Genomic DNA, 24,202 nt, shown 5'->3' with positions numbered 1-24,202 from the left:
CTGTCCCCAGGCCTGGTGCCAGGGACTAAAACTGAGTACCCCCTGAATGCTTACAAATGTTGGAACCGGCAACTTCATAAAAACAGACTGGAGCATGATTATCAAGTCAGGAAAGCAGGAGCAGGCGCATGTGCAGAATATTCCTGCTGCTAAAAAAGATTCAGGCTGGACTTAATATAAGGTGGGCATTAATTAACAGGCAACAGTCCACCCCTGAATAATATTCAACGATCACGAACAGGGTGCAATCAGGAATTTTCATTTACATATTGCTGCAGCCTGTCCATGCCTTTCTCTATGTTTTCCAGGGAGTTGGCGTAGGAAAACCTGATATGGCCTTCAGCGCAGTCGCCGAAATCAATTCCCGGGGTAACGCCCACTCCGGCCTTTTCCAGGATATCAAAGGCCAGTTGGTAAGAATTTCTGGACAAAAAACCGGCATCCGCCAGGATATAAAAGGCCCCGGTGGGTTCAGCGCCAATGCCGAAACCCATACCCTTCAGTCTTTCCAGCATGTACTTGCGCCTCTGATTGTAGACCTCTTTCATATGACTGACATCCGCCCGGGCCTTTTCCAGTGCTGCCACAGCTGCCCATTGGGCCACGGAATTGGCGGAGATAAAAAAGTTCTGATGCAGGGTCTGCAAAGTCCTGACAAAAGGCTCCGGGGCAATGAGATAGCCCAGACGCCACCCGGTCATGGCATAAAGCTTGGAAAAACCGTTCAGGACAAAGGCCCTGTCGGTAAATTCCAGGATGCTTCTTTCCCTGCCTTCGTAGACCAGGCCGTGATATATCTCGTCCGAGACCATCCAGGGACCAAGTCCTGCCAGTTCCTGCAGGACCTGATCCGACAGTAAATTGCCTGTGGGGTTTGAGGGTGAGTTGATGAATATGGCTTTGACATCCCGGCTCAGATGTTTTCTGACCTTATCCGGATGCAGTTGAAACCCGTCTTCCCGGCTGGTGGGAATTTTTATCTGCCTGCCCCCTGCAAAACAGATAAAGCTTGGATAGCAGGCATAGTGGGGATCCGGCAGGATGACCCCGTCCCCTGGATGCAGCAGGGTAGAAAAAAGCAGCAGCATGGCCGGGGATGTCCCTGAAGTAACCAGGATTCTGTCGGGATCAACCTCCACCGAGTAATAGTCCTGGTAATGCCTGCTGATGGCCTGCCTGAGTTCCGGGATGCCCAGGCTGTGGGTGTAATGAGTGCAGCCTTTGTGCATGGCCTCATGTGCTGCCTCTTTGACACATTCCGGGGTATCGAAGTCAGGCTCTCCAATCTCCAGGTGAATTATATCCCTGCCGCTTTTTTCCATCTCCTTAGCCCGCTCCAGGATTTCCATGACGTAAAACGGCTTTATCCCGGAACAGCGCTGTGCAATGCTTGCTTCAGACATAATGATTACAGGTTCACCTGCAGCCCTTTTTGCTGCAGATACTTTTTGACGTCTGTGATGCTCAGGGTGCGGTAATGAAATACTGAGGCCGCCAGCAGGATCTGCGCACCGCCATCAACTACTCCCTGGTAAAAATGTTCCAGCTCCCCGGCTCCCCCGGAGGCCACCACCGGCAGATCAACAGCATCAGATATGGCCCGGGTAAACTCCAGATCATAACCGTTTTTTGTGCCGTCTCCGTCCATACTGGTGGGCAGAAGGCATCCTGCACCGCGGTCCTGGCATTCCCGGGCCCAGGCCACTGCGTCTTTGCCCACGGGTCTGGTGCCTCCGGATACCACCAGTTCAAAACCGGAGGGCATCTGCGGGTTGCGCCGGCCATCCAGGGCCACGGTGACCCGGTGAGATCCGCATTCTCCGGCCGCCTGATCTATAAGTTCAGGGTTTTTGACCGCGGCGCTGCTCATGGAAACCTTGTCCGCCCCGGCATCCAGGACCATCTTGATATCCTCCAGGGAGGATATGCCTCCTCCCACGGTAAGGGGGATGCTTATCACCGCTGATACGCTGCGCACCCACTCCAGCCTGGTCTTTCTGTTTTCCTGGGTGGCGGAAATATCCAGTATGGCCAGTTCATCCGCCCCCTGGCGCTGGTAAAAGGCCGCATGCTCCATGGGATCTCCGGCATCGGTTATGTTTACGAAGTTGACTCCCTTGACTACCCGGCCTTCCTTCATATCCAGGCAGGGCATAATCTTGACTGTTTTCATGTATTATTTCCTTATGGTGTTTGGATTGCTGCTAAAGCGAAACTTATTATTGACCTTCGGGGACTGTCCTGCACTTAATTTACTGAACACAGTCGGACCTGCGAATAACTGAAGGTAATTGAGCGTTTAGAACGAACCACCCCCGCCCCCTCCTTAACCAAGGAGGGGAGTAGACCGTGCTGAAAACTTAATTTTGATGCATAGAAACCACGAACCACGAACCAGGAACTGGGAACTGGGAACCAAAAAAAGGTCAATGAGCATTTAGAACGAACCACCCCCGACCCCTCCTTAACCAAGGAGGGGAGTAGACCGTGCTGAAAACTTAATTTTGATGCATAGAAACCACGAGCCACTAACCAGGAACTGGGAACCAGGACACACAAACCAGGAACCAGGAACTGGGAACTGGGAACCAGGACACACAAACCAGGAACCAGGAACTATGAACCGGGAACCAAAAAAGTAGTTACTTGTAAGTTTCGCTGCTGTGATATCGTGATGTTTCAAACATCAGTAATGGTAAACTGTCCGTCCCGGTAAATGGTCAGGACCTCTCCACTGTTTAGATATGCATGCACCTCTTTGGGTTCGGTGCTGACAAGATCCCAGTGCAGGGCGGAGTCGTTGAAACCCATTTCCTCCTTGAGTTCAGGCGTCAGCTGTGATGAATCTTCGGCAAAGGTGTCTGCATAGGAGGCGCCCAGGGCAATATGGCAATTGCCGTTGTCTCCGCCGAAGTTTTCATCAAAAAGGGTGTGGGCCATAAATCTGCTGATGCGGGAGAAACGCTTATCCGTCAATGAAAATTCCCCCACCATGGAAGCTCCTTCATCCATTCTGACCTGCTTTTTAAGGAATTCTTCACCCTCTTCAGCGCTGACTTCCTGCAGCCTGCCGTTCTTGAACTCAAGCCTTACCCCGCGCACCAGGTTGCCGCTGCGGTAGGACGGCTGGTCTGAAAAGAATACGCCCTGGGTTTTCCTGTAGTCAGGGGAAAGAAAAAGCTCGAAGCTGGGGATATTATGCCCTGAAAGGCCAACCCACCTGCGTTTTTCCCCGGGATAAACCTTCAGGTCCGTATTTTTTGACAAAACATGAAAGTATTCCACATCCATACTGTCTAACCATTCTTTTATCCGCTTAGATTGCTCGAATATATCCTCCCAGATAAAAACCGGATCATCCTTGTCCAGGTAAACCGCCTGCACAATCTGATTTTTGTACTCCTCCAGGGTAAGTCCGGCTTTTGCAGCCAGCTCCTCTGTGGGATAAAGACAAAGGCTCCAGCCGAAGCTGCCTTGGGATTCCCGCCGTTCCAGGATATCGCGCAGATATTTCTTGGCCACTGCAAACCTGCCGATCCTGGAAGGATCTATATCCCTTAAATGCGTAAGGGACTGCGGGCCAAGCAGGGATATCATCCCGTTGAGACTGGAATAAAGTTCCCTGTCACCGGGCAGCTGAAAATCGAGATGAGAGTCATGGGCCATGGTAAAGAATGTCTTTTCAATTTCCTCCGGAGGTATAAGACGCAGAACAGGATGATACTGTTGCTGCAGAAACATGCGGAAAAGTTCGTGGGCCAGGGGAATGCAGCTCAAATCCGAGCGGATAAGAACAATATCCCCGGGAGCAAAAGGATGCTTCCTGGCCTTGCGCATGCCCCAGAACATTACCTGTGCATATTTTTCAAGTTCTTGCTGGGTAAACAACTGGCTTCTCCTTAAAGTTTAACATTTAGTTTGCGGGCAAGATCTTTTTTTTGATTTTCTTCAAAAACAAAATCCAGGGCCGGTGACAGGCCATGCTCCCGCTGGTATTCCTGGTGCAGTTCATGATAGTTGAGGGCGGTTTTTTCATGAGAATCCAGGCCCAGTTCAATGGCTGTGCCGTGAAAACTTTCCTGTGGTCCTTCCAGCTCCACAAAGCTGCCAAAAGGAAGGATATCCAGGCAGATCCTGGTCTCCCCAAGGCTGCAGATCCTGCGGAACTTTTCATACCTAAGACAGGGTCTGAAACCCAGGTGAGAGAGTATTATCCGGATCTCATCAGGGTTATCCACTCCGCTCTCAAACTCCTGTCTCTGCTTGCAGCTGGGATCTGCTCCGTCAACAGGCAGTTTCAAAGTGATTTTGCCGCCCTGCCCTTTCCTGATTCGCAGCAGTTCATCCCTGCTGCGTAACCGGCCGTCACCGGTGTCCAGCACCAGGTTCTCTTCAAAATACCAGTGGGTGCAGGACAATCCAAGACGTTCCATGCGCTCCAGAATCGGTGCAAAGTCCGAAACAAAATATTTCAGTTCTGTTTCCAGAGTCATCTTATAAATACCCGGGGGCTCGAAACTCCAGGTCCATTTCCTTCATTTAAAAAAACAGCTTAACATCTTTACAGGGCCGGGGAGGCTTATGTTGACAGATCAACAAACACGCCCTTCAGTACCTGTATAATACCTAAAAATCAATATTTTACATGCTCCCCTTCCTGAAAGAGGCTCAAAAAATAAAAAATCCAGTTGTTTTCCACCAGGGAAAAATTTTCACCCGGATCATAAAACTGTCCTGGAAAATGTTTTCATCTTTACCTCTGGACAAAAGCTTTGGATTGTTGCACATTATCACATTATGAATCGCAGAGAAAAAACCATGCTACCTGTTAAGCGCTTTGAATGAGGCATGGAAACTGACTCTCCCCTGCTTTCCTTAAAGGCGCTGAACAGATACAACCATGCAGACAAGGACATGATCCGGGAATGTAGATGGTTTTCAGGGTGTTGAGATTGCATCTGCCAATTGTCAATTTTACTTTGTTAATGGCAAAATTTCAGCTTGGCAATGGACGGACTTAGTGCTAAAAAGCACAAGCAGTAAGCAAGAAACTAAACAAAAATCGTAGGAGGTAGTTTATGTCAGTACTTGTATTTGGACACAAGAACCCGGATACCGATTCCATATGCGCAGCCATTGCGGTGGCTGACTTGAAAAGCAAGCTGGGGCTGGACTGCAAGCCCACCACCCAGGGAGAACTGACCCCTGAAAGCAAGTTTGTCTTAGACAAATTCGGATTGAGCGCTCCGGAAACAGTGACCTCTGTGGCCGGCCAGAAAGTCATTCTTGTTGACCATTCCGACCTGGCCCAGAGCCCGGACGACCTCAAGGAAGCCGAGATCCTGGGGATTATAGACCACCACAAGCTTGGTGACGTGACCACCCCCAATCCTCTGGAGTGCTGGATCTGGCCCGTGGGCTGCACATGCACCGTGATCAAAGCCATGTACGACTTCTACGGAGTGGAACTCCCCAAAAACATTGCCGGAGCAATGCTCTGCGCTATCCTCAGCGACACGGTAATTTTCAAGTCCGCCACCTGCACCGAAGATGACAAAAAAGCGTGTGAATCCCTGGCCAAAACCGCCGGAGTAGGAGACATCACCGAACTGGGCATGGAGATGTTCAAGGTCAAATCCGCTGTGGACAAGGACACTCCCAGAGATCTTCTCTTCAGAGACTACAAGGACTTCAGCATGGGCGGCAACAAGGTCGGCATCGGACAGCTGGAAGTGGTGGATCTTTCCATTGTCGAACCCGTCAAGGATGCTCTCTATGAAGAAATGAAGAAGGTCAAGGAAGAAGGCGGACGCAACGCTGTATACCTTATGCTTACAGACATCATGAAGGAAGGCACCGAACTTCTGGTTCTGGCCGATGACCCTGAACCGGTGAAAAAGGCCTTCGGAAAACCCGTAGAAGGCACATCTGTATGGCTGGACGGCGTAATGAGCCGTAAAAAACAGGTTGTTCCCAATTTTGAAAAAGCTTACGGTTAAGACAAACCTATAGATGACAGATCAGCAAAAACCCGGCTCCGGCCGGGTTTTTTTATTGACGATGGGACTGTTGACTTCTGGAAAAAAAATTAATATATGATTCTCTTATCATTCATTCGGGCCAATAGCTCAGTTGGCAGAGCCACCGGCTCATAACCGGAAGGTCCCAGGTTCAAATCCTGGTTGGCCCACCATTTTAAACAAAACAAGACTGGAGAAGCGGCTGGCGGAAAAAAAATTCTGCACATAGCCCTGTAAAAGCAGCTTTCCCCAGGTTCTTTTTTGTGGATTATAAAAGAAAGGATCAGCATTGTACAGCGGCAAACGCAAGCTTCCAATACTGCCCGGTACAGGGCCTGAAAGCGCATTCCAAAAGGTGCTTCCTGCGGATAAAAACAGGAAAGCACCTTTTTTTATTCCCAAATGATCTAAAGCAAGTGTTTTTTAATGAAATCATAAGGATAAGCCTGAATGCAGCTGGATGAATTTATCAGCACCATAGAAAAAGACGCTCCGCCCGGCCAGGCACTGGAGTGGGACAACTCCGGGATGCAGGTGGCCACTTCCAGGTCTCATATCAAAACAGTGGGAATGTGCCTGGACCCCCTGCCGGAAAACATCAGCCAGGCCCTGGAAAAAAACTGCGATTTTATACTCTGTCATCACCCCCTGAGCATTAAACCCCGGCTGCCGGACAAAGTCGACACCTTCCACAATGTGCTAAGCCTTCTTTTCCAGGCAGATACAGCCCTTTACAGCGCCCATACCTCCCTGGATGTCAACTCCAGCGGCCCCGTCTCCTGGCTTTTGCGTGAAATGGACCTGGAAAATCCCCGCATAATCATGCCCACCGGCAGGGTGCACCATGAACAACTCCGATTCCATCCACCTGTTGAGCTTTCCGGAAGAAAAAAAGCCCTTCTCCATGACGTAGAGCAGATATATGAAGAAAATGGATACATCTCCCGGGTTCTGGTGCGAAGTGAGCTTGCAGACCGCTTCCTGCAACGCCTGGAGGCGGATGCCGGTCCGGTTGATTGCCAGCGCAGATACTCTCCCGGGGACGACATGATTTTCGGCCTGGGCCTTATGGGCTCATGGAAAGAAAAAGTATCCTTTTTCAGTTTCATGGACAGACTACAGAGTGTACTCGGTATGGAGAACTTTGTGTGCATGGGCCAAAGACCGGCATATGTCCAGAAGGTGGCCTACTGCCCAGGTTCCGGGGGTGACCTGGCTTCAAGGGCCTTTGCCATGGGTGCTGACGTTTTTCTCACCGGAGACGTCAAGTATCATCAGGCTCTGGACATCCAGGGCACAGGATTCGTCCTGGATGTGGGGCATTTCATACTGGAGGAAAAGATGATGTACTCCTGGTATCAGAGCCTTGAGCGTACTGTGCCGGGTATAAATTTCCACTATATCAAAGGAAAAACGCCCATGCACATATCGGGTGTTCAAGCCTTGAAATCAGTTTAAGGGGAGGATTAAATTGAGCAAATACATAGAGCAGATTAAAAAGCTGGTCAGCCTGCAGGAGATCGACACCGAGCTCATCCAGTTGAAAAATAGAATGGAAGAAGCTCCCAGGCACCTGGAAAACCTGCAGAACGAACTGAAAAACCTGGAAGAACAGAAGTACCACATTGAAGAAAGGGTCAAACTCTTATCCGAGCAGAAAAAAAAGCTGCAAAGCGATATTGACCAGGATGGGGACAAGATAAAGAAAAGCAAAAACAAGCTCATGATGGTCAGCAACACCAAGGAATACCACGCCATGATGCGGGAAATGGACAACCTGGAAAAGCTGAACCGGTTCCGGGAAGAGGAACTGAACAACCTTCTTGAAGATCTACAGGCTCAGCAGGCCAAAAAAGAAGAACTAAACAATCAATTCCAATCACTGCAGGATGAACTGGCCACCACCCAGGCCACCCTCGACAGCGAGCTCCAGCAGATTCAGGAGCGTATCCAGGAACTGGAAAATGACCGGGAAAAAGCCTGCGCCGATGTTCCGGTGCCTATACTGTCCCGCTACAATTTCATTAAAGACAGGCTGCACAACCCGGTGATCGTCTCTGTCAGGCAGAGTGTCTGTACCGGCTGTTTCATCAGCATCCCCCCGCAGTCCTTCGTGGAAATCCAGAAAGGAGAACAGATACTCAGCTGTCCCAACTGTCAGAGGCTCATTTACTGGGAGGAACATTATTCCGGAAATCCGCAATAAATAAGTTTCTGGAATTGCTCTTCTTGCTTTAATTAAGTTAAGTAATTATATTTTTCGTGGGAGTTGGACAGGCCATCGCCCCCGCACTTACTTTTCTATGGGTAGATTTTTCCTGGATAAAAGTAAGTGCGGGGGAGGAAAGTCCGGGCTCCACAGGGCAGGACGCTGGGTAACGCCCAGCGGGGGCGACCCCGGGAAAGTGCCACAGAAAACAGACCGCCCCGCACTTACTTTTATTTACGCCCCGCACTTACTTTTTTAAGACTCTAAGGCTCATAGCTGATCTGCAGGGACATAATTCCTTAATAATCAGCCAGAAGCCCTTTGGAAAAGTAAGTGCTGGGCGTTGATAAAAGTAAGTGCGGGGTAAGGGTGAAACGGTGGGGTAAGAGCCCACCAGCTGTCGCGGCGACGCGGCAGGCTTGGCAAACCCCGTCCGGAGCAAGGCCAAATAGGAAGGCGCTTGAGGCCGGCCCGGCCGAAGCCTTCGGGTAGGCTGCTGGAGGCCTGGAGCAATCCCGGTCCCAGATGAATGATGGCCCGTTTTCCAGCGGAAAACCGACAGAACCCGGCTTATCGTCCAACTCCCCTTTTTTAAGGAACTTGAGCATGAATATATGGGCTGTACTACTCGCTGCCGGCAAAAGCTCCAGACTTCAGAATCAGGGACAGGTGCAAAAAAAGCAGTTTCTAAAGTACCATGGCCTGCCTCTTTTCTGGCACAGCGTTCAGACATTCGCCCGCAACCCGCAAATAAAAGGTCTTGTAGCAGCATTCCCCGCAAAAGACCTGCAACAAAGCCAGAGTGAAGTCCGGGACCTGCAGAAAAAAAGGGATCCGGGCATTGCCCTTGTCTGCGTCGGCGGAGGCGCTCTTCGCCAGAACTCTGTATTCAACGCCATGCAGGCTCTGCCTCCCGAGTGTACACATGTCCTGGTACACGACGCAGCCAGGCCCTTTTTTTCCCCACGACTCATCACATCCCTGATCCGGGAATTTTCTCCAGGACTCGGCGGCGTCATCCCGGGCATCGAATGCAAAGACACCATCAAGGAGCTTGACGGCGACCAGGTCCTGAAAACCCTGCCCAGGGACAGACTTACAGCAGTACAGACCCCTCAGTTCTTCAGCATGCAGGCACTGCGGGATGCTCACCAGCAGGCCCTCAAACAGGACTTTACAGCAACTGACGACGCATCTATGCTGGAAGAATGCGGTTACCGGGTCAAAGTAATTCCCGGCGAAGAAAAAAACATCAAGATAACCACATCCGAGGATCTGCAAGTGCTGGCAAGCCAGGAAAAAAGCGCCCTGCCCTGCACCGGGCTGGGCTACGACGTACACCGCTACGGTGGAGACCGGCCCATGATCCTCGGCGGACAGCCCATTCCCGGAGCACCGGGTATTCATGCTCACTCAGACGGGGATGTACTGGTGCACGCCTTAGTGGATGCCATCCTGGGCTGTCTGGGCAAGGGAGACATCGGAGATTTATTTCCCGACACAGATCCGGCCAATGAGAATTTAAGCAGCATGGTCTTTCTAAGCGAAGTCCTGGCCATGGCCCAGGCTGAAAAACTGGAACTGGTGCATATTGATATAACCATCATCGCCCAGAAACCGAAGATCGGACCACATAAAAGCTCCATCAGGTCCAACCTGGCAGGAATCACCGGCATTGACCCCGGCCGGATAAATATCAAGGCCACCACCGAAGAGGGGCTGGGCTTCACCGGATCAGGACAGGGAATCAAGGCGATGGCGCTGGTCAGCGCCCTCAGGCATAAACAGGAATCCGCCCATTAAAATGCATGTCATGAACAGACCGCATCTGTTCACTCCAGCAGGAAACTACACCAAAAGCAAACACACAGAAATATCAGGAAAATAATAATGCTCATTTACAATACCCTGCACCGCGCAAAAGAAAAGTTTGTCCCCCTGGAGCCAGGCAAGGTAAGAATGTATGTCTGCGGCATCACCGCTTATGATTACTGCCATATCGGGCATGCCAGGTCCTGCGTGGTCTTTGATGTACTGGTGCGCTACCTGCGTTACCTGGGATACCATGTCAGCTTTGTCCGCAACTTTACCGATGTGGACGACAAAATCATAAAAAGGGCAGAAGAAGAAGGCCTGGATTCGGACCAGGTGGCCGAGAAATATATTGAAGCCTTTTATCTGGACATGGATGAACTAAACGTCCTCAAGGCGGATGTGGAGCCAAGAGCCACCCGGCACATAGAGGAAATGATCCAGGTTACAAAATCTCTTCTGGACAAAGGCTTCGCCTACATTACTTCCGGCAAAGACATCTACTTCCGTGTGCGCAGAATGCCCCGTTACGGACAACTTTCCGGCAGAAACATTGAAGAACTCCAGTCCGGATCAAGGATAGCCCCGGATGAAGAAAAAGAGGACCCGCTGGACTTCGCCCTGTGGAAGACGGCCAAACCCGGTGAACCGTCCTGGGACAGCCCCTGGGGAGCCGGCCGGCCGGGGTGGCACCTGGAATGTACCGCCATGAGCGAAAAATATCTGGGCATACCCTTTGACATTCATGGCGGGGGTCAGGATCTGGCCTTTCCCCACCATGAAAATGAGAAAGCCCAGAGCGAGGCGGCTTTCGACAGTGAATTCGTAAAATACTGGGTACACAACGGGTTTGTCCGGGTGGATTCAGAAAAGATGTCCAAGTCCCTGGGCAATTTCATAACCATCAGGGACATAATGAAAGATTTCCACGGGGAAGTACTGCGCTTTTTCCTGCTGACAAAACACTACCGCAGTCCCCTGGACTATTCCGACGGTTCCCTGGAAGAGACGGAAAAGGCCTTAAAAAGGGTGTACTGGGCCAAGACAGGTTTACAGAAGGAACTGCAAAAGGAAAAATGGAGCAAAGGACAGGGCTTTCCGGAAGCTTCCCAGGAATTGCAGGATCTGGCCAGCAAATGGGACCAGGCCATGCAGGACGACCTGAATACAGCCGAGGCCGTGGGTTATGTATTCGGTCTGGTGCGCCTGGCCAACCGCATGCTGGAAGACAAGACTTTCCGCAAAAGCGAGGCCGGCAAGGAGATTATGCAGCAAATGCTGGGCATGCTTGAAGGCTGGGGTGACGCCCTGGGAGTTTTCCAGCGCTCCGGGGAAGAATTCCTGGAACAATTGAAGCTTATGCGCTGCAACCGGCTGGATATTGATCCCCAGACTGTACAGGAAATGGTTTTGAAACGACAGCAGGCCAGAAAAGACAAAGACTTTGAAACCGCCGACAATATCCGGGAAGAACTCACCGCCAAAGGCATCGAGGTCATGGATACCCCGGAAGGACCCAGGTGGGACTTTGCCTGATACTGTTTTGAAAAGGGCTTTATTTCCCCTGTCATTGCCCTGACAGCCGGAAAATCATTAAACTCCATCGCCGAACATGGAACCTTCTTCTGCCCAGCCCCGGATTGCTCTTGGCTCCCAGCTCATCAGCTGTCCGGATGTTCTTACCTTGGGGGTGCTTCCCAACCTCGAGGATTATCCGGCATGGAAGCTGGACATGATTCTCCAGGCCGAAAAAATATATTTTCCCACTTCCCTTTATGCTGATCTGTTTCAGGTCATGGGTAAAAAAATGTTTCCCAGCGTGAATACCTACCGTTTCCTGGGGGACAAGATCAAACAGACCCTTCTTTTTCAGCTTCAGAATCTGCCTGCTCCCAGGACCAGGTTTTACTTCGGCCCCAGGCAGCAGCAGTTCATTACCAGAGACTTCTCTTTCCCCTTCATAGCCAAAAAAGCCAGGGCATCCTCCATGGGTGACGGGGTCTGGCTTATTCATGACCAGAATGAACTGGACAGCTACCTCTCGCAGAATCAGCCGGCCTACATCCAGGAGTTTCTGGACGTGGACGACGATTACAGGGTTGTGGTTGTGGGCGATGAAGTCGCTCATGCCTACCGCAGGATACCGGCCAGGGGAAGCTTCAAGGCCAATATTTCCCAGGGAGGTACAGTGTGCCTGGAAAATATCCCCGGAGATGTGCTTGAGCTTGGACTCAGGGCCGCCCAGGCCTGCGGCTTCGACCTGGCCGGCATTGATATCTGCCAAAGCAGGGAAAAGCTTTATATACTGGAGGCCAACATGAAATTCGGCACCAGGGGATTTCATTGTGCAGGCCTCAGTTACCGGGCCATACTCAACAAAATGGTTTCAGAGGGCAGAGTCTGATATTTTCACAAATAAAAGTTGATTCCGGAAGCCGAAAAATATATTTTCCGTATCCACAGCATACTCAAACACACACCCCAGGCAGTAAAAACACATGTCAGCAGAACTGAACAAAGCCAGAAAAAACCTGACCAACATCCCGTCTCTCATGAAACAGGACAAGCTCCTGGCCGCAGTAACCGCCCTGCAGGAAGGACTTACCACCTTTCTCAAGGGCAACCTGATGCAGAGCGAAAAAAAGGAATTCCTGGAAATGATCGACCGCTCCCTGCACGCCCTGAATTCCAACCAGGCTCTTCGCCAGGTCTACCCGGTTCTGCTGAAACTTGAACCGGGCAAGGAAAAGGAGCTGCTGCAGAACGTGAGGGAACTGCAAAGCGCCCTGCAGGAGGAAATGACTTCAGAGGCCAAAGAGTCGCTGGCGGAAATGGAAAAAAGAAAAACAGACACCCTGGAAAAAGCCCGCAACCTTCTCAAGGAGGGGCAACAGGACAAAGCGGATGCCTCTTTGCGCAAACTGGTCCGCGAGTTCACAGACGATTTTGATCTGAAGATAAACATAGCTGATATTCTCATAAGCGCCGAAGCTTACGAAAAGGCTTTAGACTATCTGAAGATGGCCTACAAGGACAACCCCAGGTCAGTTCACATTTACAACCGCCTGGGAATGGCCCTGCGCAAACTGGGCAGGTTTGAAGACTCTGAAAAAGCATACAGCCAGGCCCTGAAAATAACCCCCCAGGATGAATATCTGCACTTCAACATGGGCCGGCTTTACATGGATATGCAGCAGTGGAACAAGGCCCTGCACTCCGCTTATAAGGCACTTGAAATAAGCCCTGATTTTGAACAGGCCCGCAAAATGCTCCACTATTCCCAGAAAAAAATTTAGTTTACACTTCTAATAGGCGTCTAATAGGCGTCTGGCACAAATTTGAACCAGACAGGCTGGTAACTTCTTCGGACGCTCCGCGTCCAAAATAACCGCAGGAGCGGTTGAAAAACGTTCCCACGCAGAGCGTGGGAACGATAAGAAGAAAGTATGGAAGTATAGGGGTATCCATGTGTGGGTGTAATGATATTTTAACTCCCATACGCCCATACTCCCATACGCCCATACTTCTTAAGTCCGGCGGTGGTTGTTTGAGATCCCTTCCATAAAACTCCCCTCCTTAGCCAAGGAGGGGCCGGGGGTGGTTGTTTGAGATCCCTTCCTTCGCCATACCTCCACATCACCAGTCAGCCCCCTTGATAAAAAACCGGATTCCAGCCAGGCTTGAATTGTTGGTGGTTTATAATTATAGTCCGTATCCGGCTTGCCTGAACGATCCCCGGGGATAAACCGTTTTGCGGGACATATTGAACTGACATGTTATCCTCAGGCCCAAATCAAGGCATGCCGAAATAAAACTTCTGAAAAAAACCAAGTCCGGAATCAGGTGAATCCCCATGGCCAACTCAAGACAGTACCTTATTGAAGACCTTTCATATACCAATTCATGGCGTCTTTTCAAAATCATGGCCGAATTCGTTGACGCCTTTGAAAAAATGAATGACCTGGGGCCTGCGGTGTCCATTTTCGGTTCAGCCAGGCTGAATCCGGATGACGAATATTACCGCATGGCCTACGATATATCCAACAGCCTTTCCCGTTCCGGCTTCAACATCATTACTGGAGGAGGTCCGGGCATAATGGAAGCGGGCAACAAGGGAGCCTATGATGCCCAGGGCAACTCTGTGGGTCTGCATATAAAGCTGCCCTTTGAACAGAAAGCCAATGATTATATAAATCTCAGATGTGATTTCAGGTACTTTTTTGTCCGCAAGGTCATGTTTATAAAGTACGCCAAGGCATATGTAGTCATGCCCGGCGGACTGGGTACCATGGACGAACTCCTGGAGACCCTGGTCCTGATGCAGACCCGAAGGATCAAACCTTTTCCGGTTATCCTTGTGGGCAGGGACTTCTGGGACGGCCTTTTAAACTGGATGACTGAACAGATGGTCTCCAGAGGCTACATGAAGAAAAGCGATTTTTCCCTCTTCTGCATGGCGGACACTGCCGATGAAGTTGTGGACCTGATTAAAAACAAGGTGGACCTGCACTCTTTTCAGAAAAACGGCGTTGCATGTCAAAAGACGGACACTTCCCAGGAAGAGCCTGTATAAATGATATTTTTTGCTTAGACATGATTTAATGAAATCTTTAAAAGAGCTTAAGAAAATAAAGATCTCTTCCAGGAAGAAGGAAAAAAACCCAGAACCACCCGCTCCTCCTGAAAAGAAGAAAGATAAGAGTGAAGAGAATCTCTTTCAGACGGCCATGTCCGGGGTCAAACCCCTCAAGGGCAAGGGACGGGACATTCCCCTGGAGACAGAGCCTGCAGCAGAAGGCGCGCCTCTGCAGGAAGAAAGCGACCTGGATACCCTGTACAGACTTGTCAGGGGTGATGTAGAGTTTGATGTTCAGTTCTCGGACGAATACATTCAGGGCTATGTCAAGAGTATCAATTCCAGGACATTTCGCCGGTTCAAAAACGGAGAACTGAGCATTGAAGCCCACCTGGACCTGCACGGCCTGAACAGCGACCAGGCCCGGCAGGAACTGCTGCACTTCATGCGCGAGCAGTACCATCAGGGCAAGACCTGTGTACTGCTGATCCCCGGACGCGGCAAAAACTCTCCCTTAGGCGAGGGAGTGCTTCGAAACGAAATCCAGTCATGGCTGACCGTGGAGCCGCTCAAGAGAATTGTTCTGGCGTTTTGCTCCGCCCTGCCCAGACACGGCGGAACCGGCGCACTTTACGTGCTCATGCGCAGCAAAAAGAAGACAAAGGGTAAAATCCACTGGGATAAATACCTCATCGATCTGTACTGACGTGGACCATGCCCGCAACCTATTTTTTCCTCACGAAAAGGCGAAGAAAATGACAAAAAAATAATTTATCTTTACGCGGGGCGTGGCAAAGTTCAACCGGGCCTGCTGCTCAGGATTGCGAGCACGGCGTAAACTCCCCTCCTTAGCCAAGGAGGGGCCGGGGGTGGTTGTTTGAGATCCCTTCCTTATAAAAATCTGAACTGGAGGAACTGAACTTGGGTTTTTTCAGCAAAATCAAAAATCTGTGGAAAAGCGATGCTCAAGAAACCACAGAAAAACCGGAAATCAAGGATAAGCCTGCACCAGCACCTGCAGACGCACAGGAGCAGGAGTGGCAGGCAGCTTTAAAGCAGTCCCTGGCTGCAGCAGAGCCCAGGCTGAGTGTATGGCTGGATCATCTGCTGCAGGGGATTGATTCCAAGGGAGAACTGTTGTGGCAAAGGCTTTATTTTTTCTTTGATGCCCTGGAAATTCCCCGAGAGGAAGCAGAAGACTTTGTCGCCAGATTTTCCAAATGGCTTGACGACATGGGTTATACCGACCTGGAAGAGTTCAGGTCGGAACTTCAGTACAGGCTGGCCCTGGCCCTGGACCTGGAAGACGAGGAAGACGAAAAAAGCCGTCTTTTTATCAAGCTCTCCCATGGACTGAGCAAGACCAAGGCCCAGCTTTCCAGGCAGATCGACCAGCTTCTGAGCTCCAGCACCACTTTTGACGAGGCCTTCTGGGAAGAACTGGAAGAGATCCTGATCATGTCCGATGTGGGACACAAGGCTGCCACCGAACTTGTACAGAAGCTGCGGACAGAAGTCTCCGGAAAAAGTGTAGAGGACCCCCAGGAATTCAAGCAGCTTTTGGGCAAAGAACTTGCCGCTTTCTTTCCCAGACCTCAGAAAAGAATAAAGCCCGACCCCCCGGAAGTAATCCTGATGATAGGGGTAAACGGCGTGGGCAAAACCACAACCATTGCCAAGCTGGCGCACAGGGACCGCATGAAGGGACGCCGGGTGATGATTGCAGCCGGGGACACCTTCCGGGCCGCAGCCATAGAACAGCTGGGCATCTGGGCCAAACGCGCGGATGCAGAGTTTTACGCCAAGAGCCACGGGGCGGACCCGGCTTCTGTGGCTTACGAGGCCCTGGACAGAGCGGTTGCCGAGGGAACGGATGTACTGTATGTGGATACTGCCGGCAGGCTGCACACCAAATCCGATTTGATGCAGGAACTGAAAAAAATGAAAAGCGTGATGCAGAAAAAACGTCCAGGCAGCCCGCACCGCACAATACTGGTCCTGGATGCAACAACAGGTCAGAACGCAATGTCCCAGACCGAGCTTTTCGCAAGGGAAATAAACATTGACGAGATTATCCTGACCAAACTGGATGGAACAGCCAAGGGCGGAGTTATGGTGGCCATTGCCCTGCAGCACCAGATCCCCATTACCTTTATCGGTCTGGGTGAAAAAATGGAAGACCTCCGGCCTTTTGAGCCGGAGAGTTTCGCCAGGGCTTTGCTGGGTTGACACTCAAAACAGGTTTTTCACTGATACCACAAAGAAAGAATAAAAATCCTTGACATTGCTGATTTAAGATTTCAAATAAAGGTGCTGTCAGCAAACCAGAAACCAACAGGATGAATACCATGGCTAAAAACAAGAAGCACAAGATTCTAAGTACTGCTACCCAACTCTTCGCAAATCAGGGTTTTGACAACACCACAACCTTGCAGATAGCCAAGGAGGCAGGAGTTACCGAGCCCCTGCTCTACTATCACTTCAAGGGCAAGGAAGAAATATTCACCGAAATCATCCGGTCCATCTTTCAGGATTACGAAAAAATGCTGGAAGAACTTCCCAGGGAGACCGAAACTGAGTTCGAGAAGATTAATAATCTGATCAGGCTACATATCCACATGGCTGAAAACAGACCCAACGAAGGGCGTCTCATCCTGGCCAACTGCCCCAGCAAGCTTAAAAACGAAAGTCATACCTGTCAGAAAATTGTCGACCGGCAGCAGGAAATCATAGTCGATTATTTGAGGGAATGCCTGGAAAAAGGCAATGCCAGCGGAGAATTCGACGCCCAGTCCGTGGATCACCTGGTGGTGGTAATGCTTTGCCTGATTAACGGCATACTTCGCAAGAAGCTTCTGGGTAAAAAGGAAAAAATATCTTACGAATACACGGCAATAGACTTCTGCCGCAAGGCAATCGTCAAGCAGTCTTAAATTTCTCCACAAACCCCAGTCACAAAAAAGGCACCACGCTGATAAGTATAGGATCAAGGCAGGGCTTCGACTTCTGGCACCAGCACCTTTTCAGTGTGGGAATAAGCGTTTTTTATTCCGGGTCTCGAGCATGACCCGGTATAATCTTCAAGCAAACCTGGTATAGCCTGGGCAGACACGTATCTGTTCAGCGCTGTTAAGGAAAGCAGGGGACAGGCACTCCGGGACCCACTTGAGCCTCATTTTGTGCTAAAATGACTCGATTTCTGGGACAAGTGGGTCCCGGAAGAGCCAGTCACCATGCCACATGCAAAGCGCTGACAGATACGGAGACACAATGTCTGCCCTTTAAAAAACCAAACCGTCCGGTGGCCTCGACCTAAAGTCCAAGCTTTTTCATAAACTCCTCAGGGCTTTCATTGTTGTCGCTGTCACTGGATGAAGACTCCTCACCCTGGCTGGAGACAGATACGTTGTCTGGTGCCTGATAAATAAACTCCACCTTTTCCAGGGTAATCTCCAGGTAGAAGAACTTCTGCCCTTCTGTCTTGAATTCCACCCTGCGATACTGCGGCCTTTCAAGATCAGCCTCCAGGGTGAGCTTCATGGCCTGGTTCAGGGCCACCATCTTGGGCTGGGTCTGGTTAACCCCTACCCCCACATTGGCCTTGAGCATCTGCCGGAACTTGCCCACGCACTGATTCATAAGCTCGCCCATGGCATCGGCCACCTCATTGGAGGTGTGATGCTTGGCCAGGTCTTCCTCGGGCATGCCCATATTCAGATTGTACTTTGTATAGATCTCCAGGGCGGCATCAGCAGAAAAATTCATGGCCACCAGCCCGGCAAAACCGCCTTCAAACAGCACAAAGCAGCCTATTTCCGGCCGCAGACAGGTCTTGTTGGTCCTTATGAAGGTTGAGGAATAGTGCAGGGAAGTACCAGTGGTTGCATCCAGGGTGGATTTGATGGCTTCACATAGAATGGTCAGAATCTCGTCCGTACTTTTTACCTGTTGCTTGGGCATAACATGACTCCGTTCATGATTTGAAAAGGATTGATTATGTGTGTCTTTCCCCGGCCCGGGGATATTTATCTGGAAAAACCAGAAGTTATAATAGCATCAGATGTCCGGGGATGCAAAAAATAAAAAGCCCAAAGATCAGCTGGTTACAACAGTCAGGCTAAATATTTTATACTTCCTGCCTGTCCCGCCCCAGCAAGTGCGGGATAGCCAGGTTGTCGATTTTTTGCAGTCTCGTCATGAATAAAAAGCCCGCACTCCGCACAAGGGGTTTATATGTTCACTCATCGACTTTTAAATGCACGTCAAAGATGATACCTGATAAAGGAAATCTGGTGAATTACTCGTAACCATAAGCAGCTTTTTAAATTTTTGCTGTCATCTTAGCTGAGGACGATTTCATGATATCCGGGAACACTATTCAGATAAACGGTCAAGACCTGCCTTTCCAGGAGGGCATGACCATACTGGATGTTGCCCGGATGCACAATATATTTATTCCCACCATGTGCCACCTGCCCGGGGCACCGCCCACCGGTGCCTGTCGACTGTGCGTAGTAGAGGTCCAGGGGGCGCGGCACCTCGCTGCATCCTGCGTCACCCCGGCCCAGAGGGATATGCAGATCAACACCGAATCCCCCAGGGTGGTCAACTCCAGGCGGCTTAACCTGCAGCTGCTCCTGGCCATGGGTGAGCACGACTGCCTGCTCTGTCCCTCTTCCGGTCAGTGCGTTCTGCAGGACCTGGCTTACCGCTATCAGATAAATCCCAAGAGATTTGCCCCGCGGGGAGTCCTGCACCGCACTGAAGCGGTCAACCCATTTATACTCAGAGACTTCAGCAAATGTGTTCTTTGCGGGCGCTGTGTGCAGGCCTGCTGCGACATTCAGGTCAACAACGCCATCAGCCATGCCTACCGGGGAATAAAGAGCAAGATAGCAGCAGCCGGAGACAGGCCCCTCAAGGAATCCGACTGCGTGTTCTGCGGAGAGTGCATGCAGGCCTGTCCCGTGGGCTCCATAATTCCTGTAGATTCGCGGCAGAGTCCCAGGATATGGGAGACGCACAAGGTTAAAACCACCTGCGGCTATTGCGGTGTGGGGTGCCAGATGTACCTGCATCACAGAGACGGCGTACTGTACCGGGTGGAGGGAGACATCCAGAGCCCGCCCAACTACGGCAGCCTGTGCGTCAAAGGCAGGTTCGGGTTCGGCTTTGTCAATTCCAGCAGCCGCCTGCAGACGCCTCTGATCCGGGAAAACGGAAATCTTCGCCCGGCCGGATGGGAGGAAGCCCTGGACCTGGTACATGAGCGCCTGGAAAGTATCCGCAAGTCTCATGGACCGGATGCACTGGGACTGTTCGCCTCGGCCCGCACCACCAACGAAGACAGCTATGTGGCCCAGAAATTCGCCCGGGCCGTCCTGGGCACCAACAATATAGATCATTGTGCGCGGCTCTGACACTCACCCACTGTGGCCGGTCTGGCCAGGGTATTCGGCAGCGGGGCCATGACCAACAGCATAAACGATATAGAACAGGCCGGTGTCCTGCTGGTTACCGGATCCAACACCACCGAGACTCACCCTGTCCTGGCCGCGGCCATAAAACGGGCTGTAAAGCACCGCGGTGCAAAGCTCATAGTGGCCGACCCCAGGCGCATCAGGCTTACGCAGTTCGCTCACATCTGGCTCAGGCAGAATCCCGGCACCGACACAGCCTGGATAAACAGCATGCTGCACGTAATCATAAACGAAGACCTTCTGGACCATGAATTCGTGGACAACCACACCAGCGGACTTGACCGGCTCCGGGAACACGTGAGCAAATACACACCGGAGTATGCAGCCGGGATTACCGGCATCCCTCCGGAGGACCTGATAAAGGCCGCCAGGATGTATGCCCGGGCCCCGGCAGCGTCCATACTTTACACCATGGGCATTACCCAGCATACAAGCGGTACCGGCAATGTAATGGCCCTGGCTGATCTGGCCATGCTCTGCGGCAACCAGGGCATCCCTGGAGGCGGCGTAAATCCCCTGCGGGGGCAGAATAATGTTCAGGGAGCCTGTGACATGGGAGCACTGCCTGACGTTTACAGCGGCTACCAGAAAGTGGAGGTCCCGGAAAACCGTGAAAAAATGGCCCGTGCCTGGAATGTGAAAAGCCTGCCGGATAAACCCGGGATGAAACTGACCGGAATGCTTGCCGGTTCAGGGGAAAATGCCGTAAAGGCCCTGTACGTCATCGGAGAAAACCCTGCTCTATCCGATCCCGATGCCCAGCACACCCGAAAGGCCCTGCAAGACCTTGAATTCCTGGTGGTGCAGGATATTTTTCTTACCGAGACCGCTTCCATGGCCGACGTGGTTCTGCCCGCCTGTTCCTTTGCCGAAAAGGACGGTACTTTTACCAATACCGAGAGAAGGGTGCAGCGCGTCAGACAGGCCATAGAGCCTGTGGGGTATTCCAGGCCGGACTGGATGATAATCCAGGATCTGGCTTCCAGGTTCGGCTTTTTTATGCACTACCAGTCACCACAGGATATCATGCAGGAAATTGCCTCGGTTACGCCTTCTTATGCCGGAATCAACTACTCAAGGCTGGAAAAAAAAGGTCTGCAATGGCCCTGTCCCCATCAGGATCACCCCGGTACTCCCATCCTGCACAGCAAGGGCTTCGCCGCAGGCAGGGCCGGATTTCAGTGCGTGGAATATACTCCGCCCGAGGAGACAATTGATGAGGCTTTTCCCCTGTGGCTCACTACCGGGCGCAGCCTTTATCATTATCATACCGGCAGCATGACTCGGAAAATCCGCGGCCTGAACGCCCTGGAGCGGGAATGCTGTCTGGAAGTATCCCCGCAGGATGCACATAAGGCCGGACTTAAAGACCATGACCGGGTCTCGGTGTGCTCCCGCAGGGGGGAGATCACCACCAGGGTGCGCATATCCAGCGCGGCGGTGCCGGGTACGGTTTTTATTCCCTTTCATTTCGTCGAAGCCGCGGCCAACGTGCTGACCAATCCGGCCCTGGACCCCGTGGCTGGGGTGCCGGAATACAAGGTATGCGCAGTACGCATTGGAATTGTGGATTGATGAATGAGTAAGGAAGTGGTCATTTAGAACGAACCACCCCCGACCCCTCCTTAACCAAGGAGGGGAGTAGTCCGTGCTGAAAACTTAATTTTGATGCATAGAAACCACGAACCAGGAAATGGGAACCAGGAACCAAAAAAAAGGTAAATGAGCATTTAGAACGAACCACCCCCGACCCCTCCTTAGCCAAGGAGGGGAGTAGTCCGTGCCGTTGCTCATTTTTTTTCAATCACGGCAATATTGTCTCAGCCATCAGAATTCATAGATTGAGGTGTCAATCCAAGGAGTCTTAAATAACAGAGCTGAAATTGTAGATATAAAAAATTAAGAACTGACACATGGGGACTGTGACTAATGTTAATATTACCAGCACGGTGCAGCTCCCCTCCTTAGCCAAGGAGGGGCCGGGGGTAACCATTCAGGGGGCAGATGCCGGCCAGGGGACAGTCCCCGCGACACTTTAACTGCACAACTGAAAAGTACAGACGCGAAATTTTATGAAGCTGCATAATCATTACTTAGCGGGGACAGTCCCCCGGCCTTGTGCCATCAGCCACCACCGAGGTCCCTCTGAATGGTTACGGCCGGGGGTGGTTGTATGAGATCCCTTCATTAAAAAAAGGATACAGGCTGAAAAATATGCAGGAATATATTACACACACTGACAGTTCAGATTATTTCAGGCCGGTGCACAGTGATATCACACCCGATATGTGGCAGGACATTGACCGGATAATCCAGGAGAGCTTAGACATACCCGGGGCGGTAACCCAGGTCCTGCGCCGGTGCCAGGACCTGGTGGGCTACCTGCCTGTGGAACTTCTGGATTACATCGCGCGCAGCATGAATATTCCAGCCAGTGAAGTCTTCGGGGTGGCCTCTTTTTATTCCCTGTTTTCCCTGAAGCCCAGGGGCAGAAATATAATCCGGGTATGCACAGGTACCGCCTGCCACGTCAAGGGAGCGGACCTGGTCATGCGAAGGCTCAAGCAGACTTATCACTTAGAGGACGGCTCCACCACCCCGGACCGCAGATTCACCCTGGAATCGGTGCGCTGCATGGGTGCCTGCGGACTGGCCCCGGCCATGACCATAAACCAGACCGCTCACGGCCACATCACTCCGGACCAGGCCCTGAAACTGCTACAGGAGTATTACTGATTATGCCGGGGATCAACCTGCAGGACCTGCAGAACATCAGGGAGGCCAACCGTCACAGGGTGGAATTTACCCGCAAGACGTGCCTCATGCTCTGCGGGGGCACAGGATGCCGGTCTACAGGCAGTATGGAAATCAAGGAAGCCCTGCTGGAAGAACTCAACACCCGGGGATTACAGGACACTGTGGATGTTGTGGAGACAGGCTGCAACGGCTTCTGTGCCCGGGGACCCATTCTGGTCGTCCAGCCGCATGACATATTCTACCAAATGCTTACCCTGCAGGACATCCCGGAGCTTGTCCAGGAGCAGCTGGTAAACAACACCCCCCTGCAGCGCCTGCAGTACAAAGATCCGGACTCAAAACAAATCCTGCCCCGCCAGCAGGACATCCCCTTCTTCGCGCACCAGCTTCCCTGGGTGCTGCGCAACAAGGGAATAATCGACCCTGAATCCATTGACCAGTATATTGCCAGGGACGGATACTTTGCTGCTGCCAGGGCTTTAACGGAAATGGCTCCAGAGGACATTCTGCAGGAGATGCAGAAATCCGGCCTGCGGGGCCGGGGTGGAGCCGGATTTCCGGTGCACTTGAAGTGGAAGTTCGCCTATAGAGAGACAAGCGGGGTTAAGTATGTCCTCTGCAATGCCGACGAAGGCGATCCCGGGGCCTTCATGGACCGCAGCATCCTGGAAGCCAACCCCCACTCGGTACTGGAAGGCATGCTCATCGCCGCCCGGACCATAAATGCAGATCAGGGTTTTATCTATTGCCGCACCGAGTACCCTCTGGCCCTGGAACGGGTTCAGATCGCCATAGACCGCGCCCGGGAATACGGGCTTCTGGGGTCTGACATTCTGGGCAGCGGATTCGGGTTTGACCTGGAAATATACCAGGGTGCCGGGGCCTTTGTCTGCGGTGAGGAAACGGCCCTCATGCGCTCCATTGAGGGCGGCCGGGGCATGCCCCGCCCCAGACCCCCCTTTCCGGCCCAGAAGGGCCTCTGGGACCGGCCAACAGTGCTCAACAATGTGGAGACCCTGGCCAATGTGCCGCTGATAATCCAGGCCGGCGGCGACTGGTATGCCGGGGTGGGTACCAGGCACAGCAAGGGCACCAAAGTGTTCGCCCTGTCCGGGGACGTGCGCAATATCGGGCTGGTGGAAGTGCCTATGGGCACTTCCCTGCGCAGCATAATATACGACATCGGGGGCGGCATTCCGGGCAAGCGGGAGTTCAAGGCGGTGCAGCTGGGAGGGCCGTCAGGGGGGTGCGTGCCTGCGGAGTACCTGGATCTTCCCGTGGATTACGAGGCCATCAGCCGGGCCGGGGCCATCATGGGGTCCGGGGGCATGATAGTCATGGATCAGCG

At 51.9% G+C, this 24,202-nt stretch carries 19 protein-coding genes, 1 tRNA gene and 1 other RNA gene; 16 read left to right on the top strand and 5 right to left on the bottom strand.

Annotated elements, in window-relative coordinates:
* Positions 1 to 248: 248 nt before the first annotated feature.
* The 4 genes from D5S03_RS03770 to D5S03_RS03755 form a co-directional block, all read right to left on the bottom strand.
* A complete protein-coding gene (locus D5S03_RS03770) occupies positions 249 to 1,403 on the bottom strand; it encodes a pyridoxal phosphate-dependent aminotransferase (protein ID WP_287042725.1) in 1,155 nt (384 codons plus the stop codon).
* Between the two features lie 5 nt (positions 1,404 to 1,408).
* The gene (gene hisF / locus D5S03_RS03765; protein ID WP_287042724.1) at positions 1,409 to 2,173 is read right to left on the bottom strand and encodes an imidazole glycerol phosphate synthase subunit HisF; all 765 of its coding nucleotides are present in this window, start codon (positions 2,171 to 2,173) and stop codon (positions 1,409 to 1,411) included.
* A gap of 506 nt (positions 2,174 to 2,679) precedes the next feature.
* Positions 2,680 to 3,888: an aminopeptidase gene (locus tag D5S03_RS03760; protein ID WP_287042723.1), complete on the bottom strand. Its 1,209-nt coding sequence runs from the start codon at positions 3,886 to 3,888 to the stop codon at positions 2,680 to 2,682.
* Positions 3,889 to 3,899: 11 nt separating this feature from the next.
* A complete protein-coding gene (locus tag D5S03_RS03755; protein WP_287042722.1) occupies positions 3,900 to 4,493 on the bottom strand; it encodes a class IV adenylate cyclase in 594 nt (197 codons plus the stop codon).
* A 585-nt stretch (positions 4,494 to 5,078) separates the two neighbouring features.
* On the opposite strand from D5S03_RS03755, the gene D5S03_RS03750 reads away from it, so the two are divergent.
* The 13 genes from D5S03_RS03750 to D5S03_RS03690 all read left to right on the top strand — a co-directional run bounded on the left by D5S03_RS03750 (position 5,079) and on the right by D5S03_RS03690 (position 17,550).
* The gene (locus D5S03_RS03750; protein ID WP_287042721.1) at positions 5,079 to 5,999 is read left to right on the top strand and encodes a manganese-dependent inorganic pyrophosphatase; all 921 of its coding nucleotides are present in this window, start codon (positions 5,079 to 5,081) and stop codon (positions 5,997 to 5,999) included.
* A gap of 118 nt (positions 6,000 to 6,117) precedes the next feature.
* Positions 6,118 to 6,193, top strand: a tRNA-Ile gene (locus D5S03_RS03745).
* 277 nt (positions 6,194 to 6,470) lie between these two features.
* Positions 6,471 to 7,478: a Nif3-like dinuclear metal center hexameric protein gene (locus D5S03_RS03740; RefSeq protein WP_287042720.1), complete on the top strand. Its 1,008-nt coding sequence runs from the start codon at positions 6,471 to 6,473 to the stop codon at positions 7,476 to 7,478.
* 13 nt (positions 7,479 to 7,491) lie between these two features.
* Positions 7,492 to 8,226: a zinc ribbon domain-containing protein gene (locus D5S03_RS03735; protein WP_008868990.1), complete on the top strand. Its 735-nt coding sequence runs from the start codon at positions 7,492 to 7,494 to the stop codon at positions 8,224 to 8,226.
* 59 nt (positions 8,227 to 8,285) lie between these two features.
* Positions 8,286 to 8,818, top strand: an RNA gene (gene rnpB, locus D5S03_RS03730) — RNase P RNA component class A.
* 17 nt (positions 8,819 to 8,835) lie between these two features.
* On the top strand, positions 8,836 to 10,032 hold the full coding sequence (gene ispD, locus D5S03_RS03725) for a 2-C-methyl-D-erythritol 4-phosphate cytidylyltransferase (protein WP_287042719.1): 1,197 nt from the start codon (positions 8,836 to 8,838) through the stop codon (positions 10,030 to 10,032).
* 87 nt (positions 10,033 to 10,119) lie between these two features.
* Complete coding sequence (gene cysS / locus D5S03_RS03720) at positions 10,120 to 11,577, top strand: cysteine--tRNA ligase (protein ID WP_287042718.1); 1,458 nt, start codon at positions 10,120 to 10,122, stop codon at positions 11,575 to 11,577.
* 76 nt (positions 11,578 to 11,653) lie between these two features.
* Positions 11,654 to 12,445, top strand: a complete 792-nt coding sequence (locus D5S03_RS03715; protein ID WP_287042717.1) for an ATP-grasp domain-containing protein — start codon at positions 11,654 to 11,656, stop codon at positions 12,443 to 12,445.
* A gap of 94 nt (positions 12,446 to 12,539) precedes the next feature.
* Positions 12,540 to 13,337 carry a tetratricopeptide repeat protein gene (locus D5S03_RS03710; RefSeq protein WP_287042716.1) on the top strand — a complete coding sequence of 266 codons (798 nt, stop codon included), beginning with the start codon at positions 12,540 to 12,542 and terminating at the stop codon, positions 13,335 to 13,337.
* Positions 13,338 to 13,894: 557 nt separating this feature from the next.
* Positions 13,895 to 14,614 carry an LOG family protein gene (locus D5S03_RS03705; protein ID WP_008868996.1) on the top strand — a complete coding sequence of 240 codons (720 nt, stop codon included), beginning with the start codon at positions 13,895 to 13,897 and terminating at the stop codon, positions 14,612 to 14,614.
* Between the two features lie 28 nt (positions 14,615 to 14,642).
* Entirely contained in the window at positions 14,643 to 15,323 is a 681-nt protein-coding gene (locus tag D5S03_RS03700) for a Smr/MutS family protein (protein WP_287042715.1), read from the top strand.
* A gap of 215 nt (positions 15,324 to 15,538) precedes the next feature.
* On the top strand, positions 15,539 to 16,846 hold the full coding sequence (ftsY, locus tag D5S03_RS03695) for a signal recognition particle-docking protein FtsY (RefSeq protein WP_287042714.1): 1,308 nt from the start codon (positions 15,539 to 15,541) through the stop codon (positions 16,844 to 16,846).
* Positions 16,847 to 16,965: 119 nt separating this feature from the next.
* Positions 16,966 to 17,550, top strand: a complete 585-nt coding sequence (locus tag D5S03_RS03690; RefSeq protein WP_287042713.1) for a TetR/AcrR family transcriptional regulator — start codon at positions 16,966 to 16,968, stop codon at positions 17,548 to 17,550.
* Positions 17,551 to 17,929: 379 nt separating this feature from the next.
* Here the strand turns inward: D5S03_RS03690 and D5S03_RS03685 are convergent, their stop codons facing one another.
* Positions 17,930 to 18,577, bottom strand: coding sequence for a DUF3334 family protein (locus D5S03_RS03685; RefSeq protein ID WP_287042712.1), 648 nt, complete (start codon positions 18,575 to 18,577; stop codon positions 17,930 to 17,932).
* A 398-nt stretch (positions 18,578 to 18,975) separates the two neighbouring features.
* Between D5S03_RS03685 and fdhF the strand changes: the two genes are divergently transcribed.
* From fdhF to D5S03_RS03670, 3 genes are all read left to right on the top strand, one after another.
* Positions 18,976 to 21,672 carry a formate dehydrogenase subunit alpha gene (gene fdhF / locus D5S03_RS03680; protein ID WP_287042711.1) on the top strand — a complete coding sequence of 899 codons (2,697 nt, stop codon included), beginning with the start codon at positions 18,976 to 18,978 and terminating at the stop codon, positions 21,670 to 21,672.
* A 639-nt stretch (positions 21,673 to 22,311) separates the two neighbouring features.
* Positions 22,312 to 22,833 (top strand): NADH-quinone oxidoreductase subunit NuoE family protein, encoded by a 522-nt coding sequence (locus D5S03_RS03675; protein ID WP_287042710.1) that lies wholly within the window; start codon positions 22,312 to 22,314, stop codon positions 22,831 to 22,833.
* Positions 22,834 to 22,835: 2 nt separating this feature from the next.
* Positions 22,836 to 24,202, top strand: a 1,367-nt coding sequence (locus D5S03_RS03670; RefSeq protein ID WP_287042709.1) for a (2Fe-2S) ferredoxin domain-containing protein, incomplete at its 3' end; no start/stop codon positions are given.

This window comes from Desulfonatronospira sp. MSAO_Bac3, assembly GCF_003838035.1.
Lineage (GTDB): Bacteria > Desulfobacterota > Desulfovibrionia > Desulfovibrionales > Desulfonatronovibrionaceae > Desulfonatronospira > Desulfonatronospira thiodismutans.
This window is presented reverse-complemented; position numbering and strand designations above follow the sequence as displayed.

What these genes read in the sequence shown, in the direction of transcription:
- D5S03_RS03685 (WP_287042712.1), bottom strand. Translation starts at nt 18,577, where the DNA reads ATGCCCAAGCAACAGGTAAAAAGTACGGACGAGATTCTGACCATTCTA.
- D5S03_RS03675 (WP_287042710.1), top strand. Translation starts at nt 22,312, where the DNA reads ATGCAGGAATATATTACACACACTGACAGTTCAGATTATTTCAGGCCG.
- cysS (WP_287042718.1), top strand. Translation starts at nt 10,120, where the DNA reads ATGCTCATTTACAATACCCTGCACCGCGCAAAAGAAAAGTTTGTCCCC.
- D5S03_RS03750 (WP_287042721.1), top strand. Translation starts at nt 5,079, where the DNA reads ATGTCAGTACTTGTATTTGGACACAAGAACCCGGATACCGATTCCATA.
- D5S03_RS03715 (WP_287042717.1), top strand. Translation starts at nt 11,654, where the DNA reads ATGGAACCTTCTTCTGCCCAGCCCCGGATTGCTCTTGGCTCCCAGCTC.
- ispD (WP_287042719.1), top strand. Translation starts at nt 8,836, where the DNA reads ATGAATATATGGGCTGTACTACTCGCTGCCGGCAAAAGCTCCAGACTT.
- D5S03_RS03700 (WP_287042715.1), top strand. Translation starts at nt 14,643, where the DNA reads ATGAAATCTTTAAAAGAGCTTAAGAAAATAAAGATCTCTTCCAGGAAG.
- D5S03_RS03690 (WP_287042713.1), top strand. Translation starts at nt 16,966, where the DNA reads ATGGCTAAAAACAAGAAGCACAAGATTCTAAGTACTGCTACCCAACTC.
- D5S03_RS03740 (WP_287042720.1), top strand. Translation starts at nt 6,471, where the DNA reads ATGCAGCTGGATGAATTTATCAGCACCATAGAAAAAGACGCTCCGCCC.
- D5S03_RS03755 (WP_287042722.1), bottom strand. Translation starts at nt 4,493, where the DNA reads ATGACTCTGGAAACAGAACTGAAATATTTTGTTTCGGACTTTGCACCG.
- D5S03_RS03770 (WP_287042725.1), bottom strand. Translation starts at nt 1,403, where the DNA reads ATGTCTGAAGCAAGCATTGCACAGCGCTGTTCCGGGATAAAGCCGTTT.
- D5S03_RS03705 (WP_008868996.1), top strand. Translation starts at nt 13,895, where the DNA reads ATGGCCAACTCAAGACAGTACCTTATTGAAGACCTTTCATATACCAAT.
- hisF (WP_287042724.1), bottom strand. Translation starts at nt 2,173, where the DNA reads ATGAAAACAGTCAAGATTATGCCCTGCCTGGATATGAAGGAAGGCCGG.
- D5S03_RS03710 (WP_287042716.1), top strand. Translation starts at nt 12,540, where the DNA reads ATGTCAGCAGAACTGAACAAAGCCAGAAAAAACCTGACCAACATCCCG.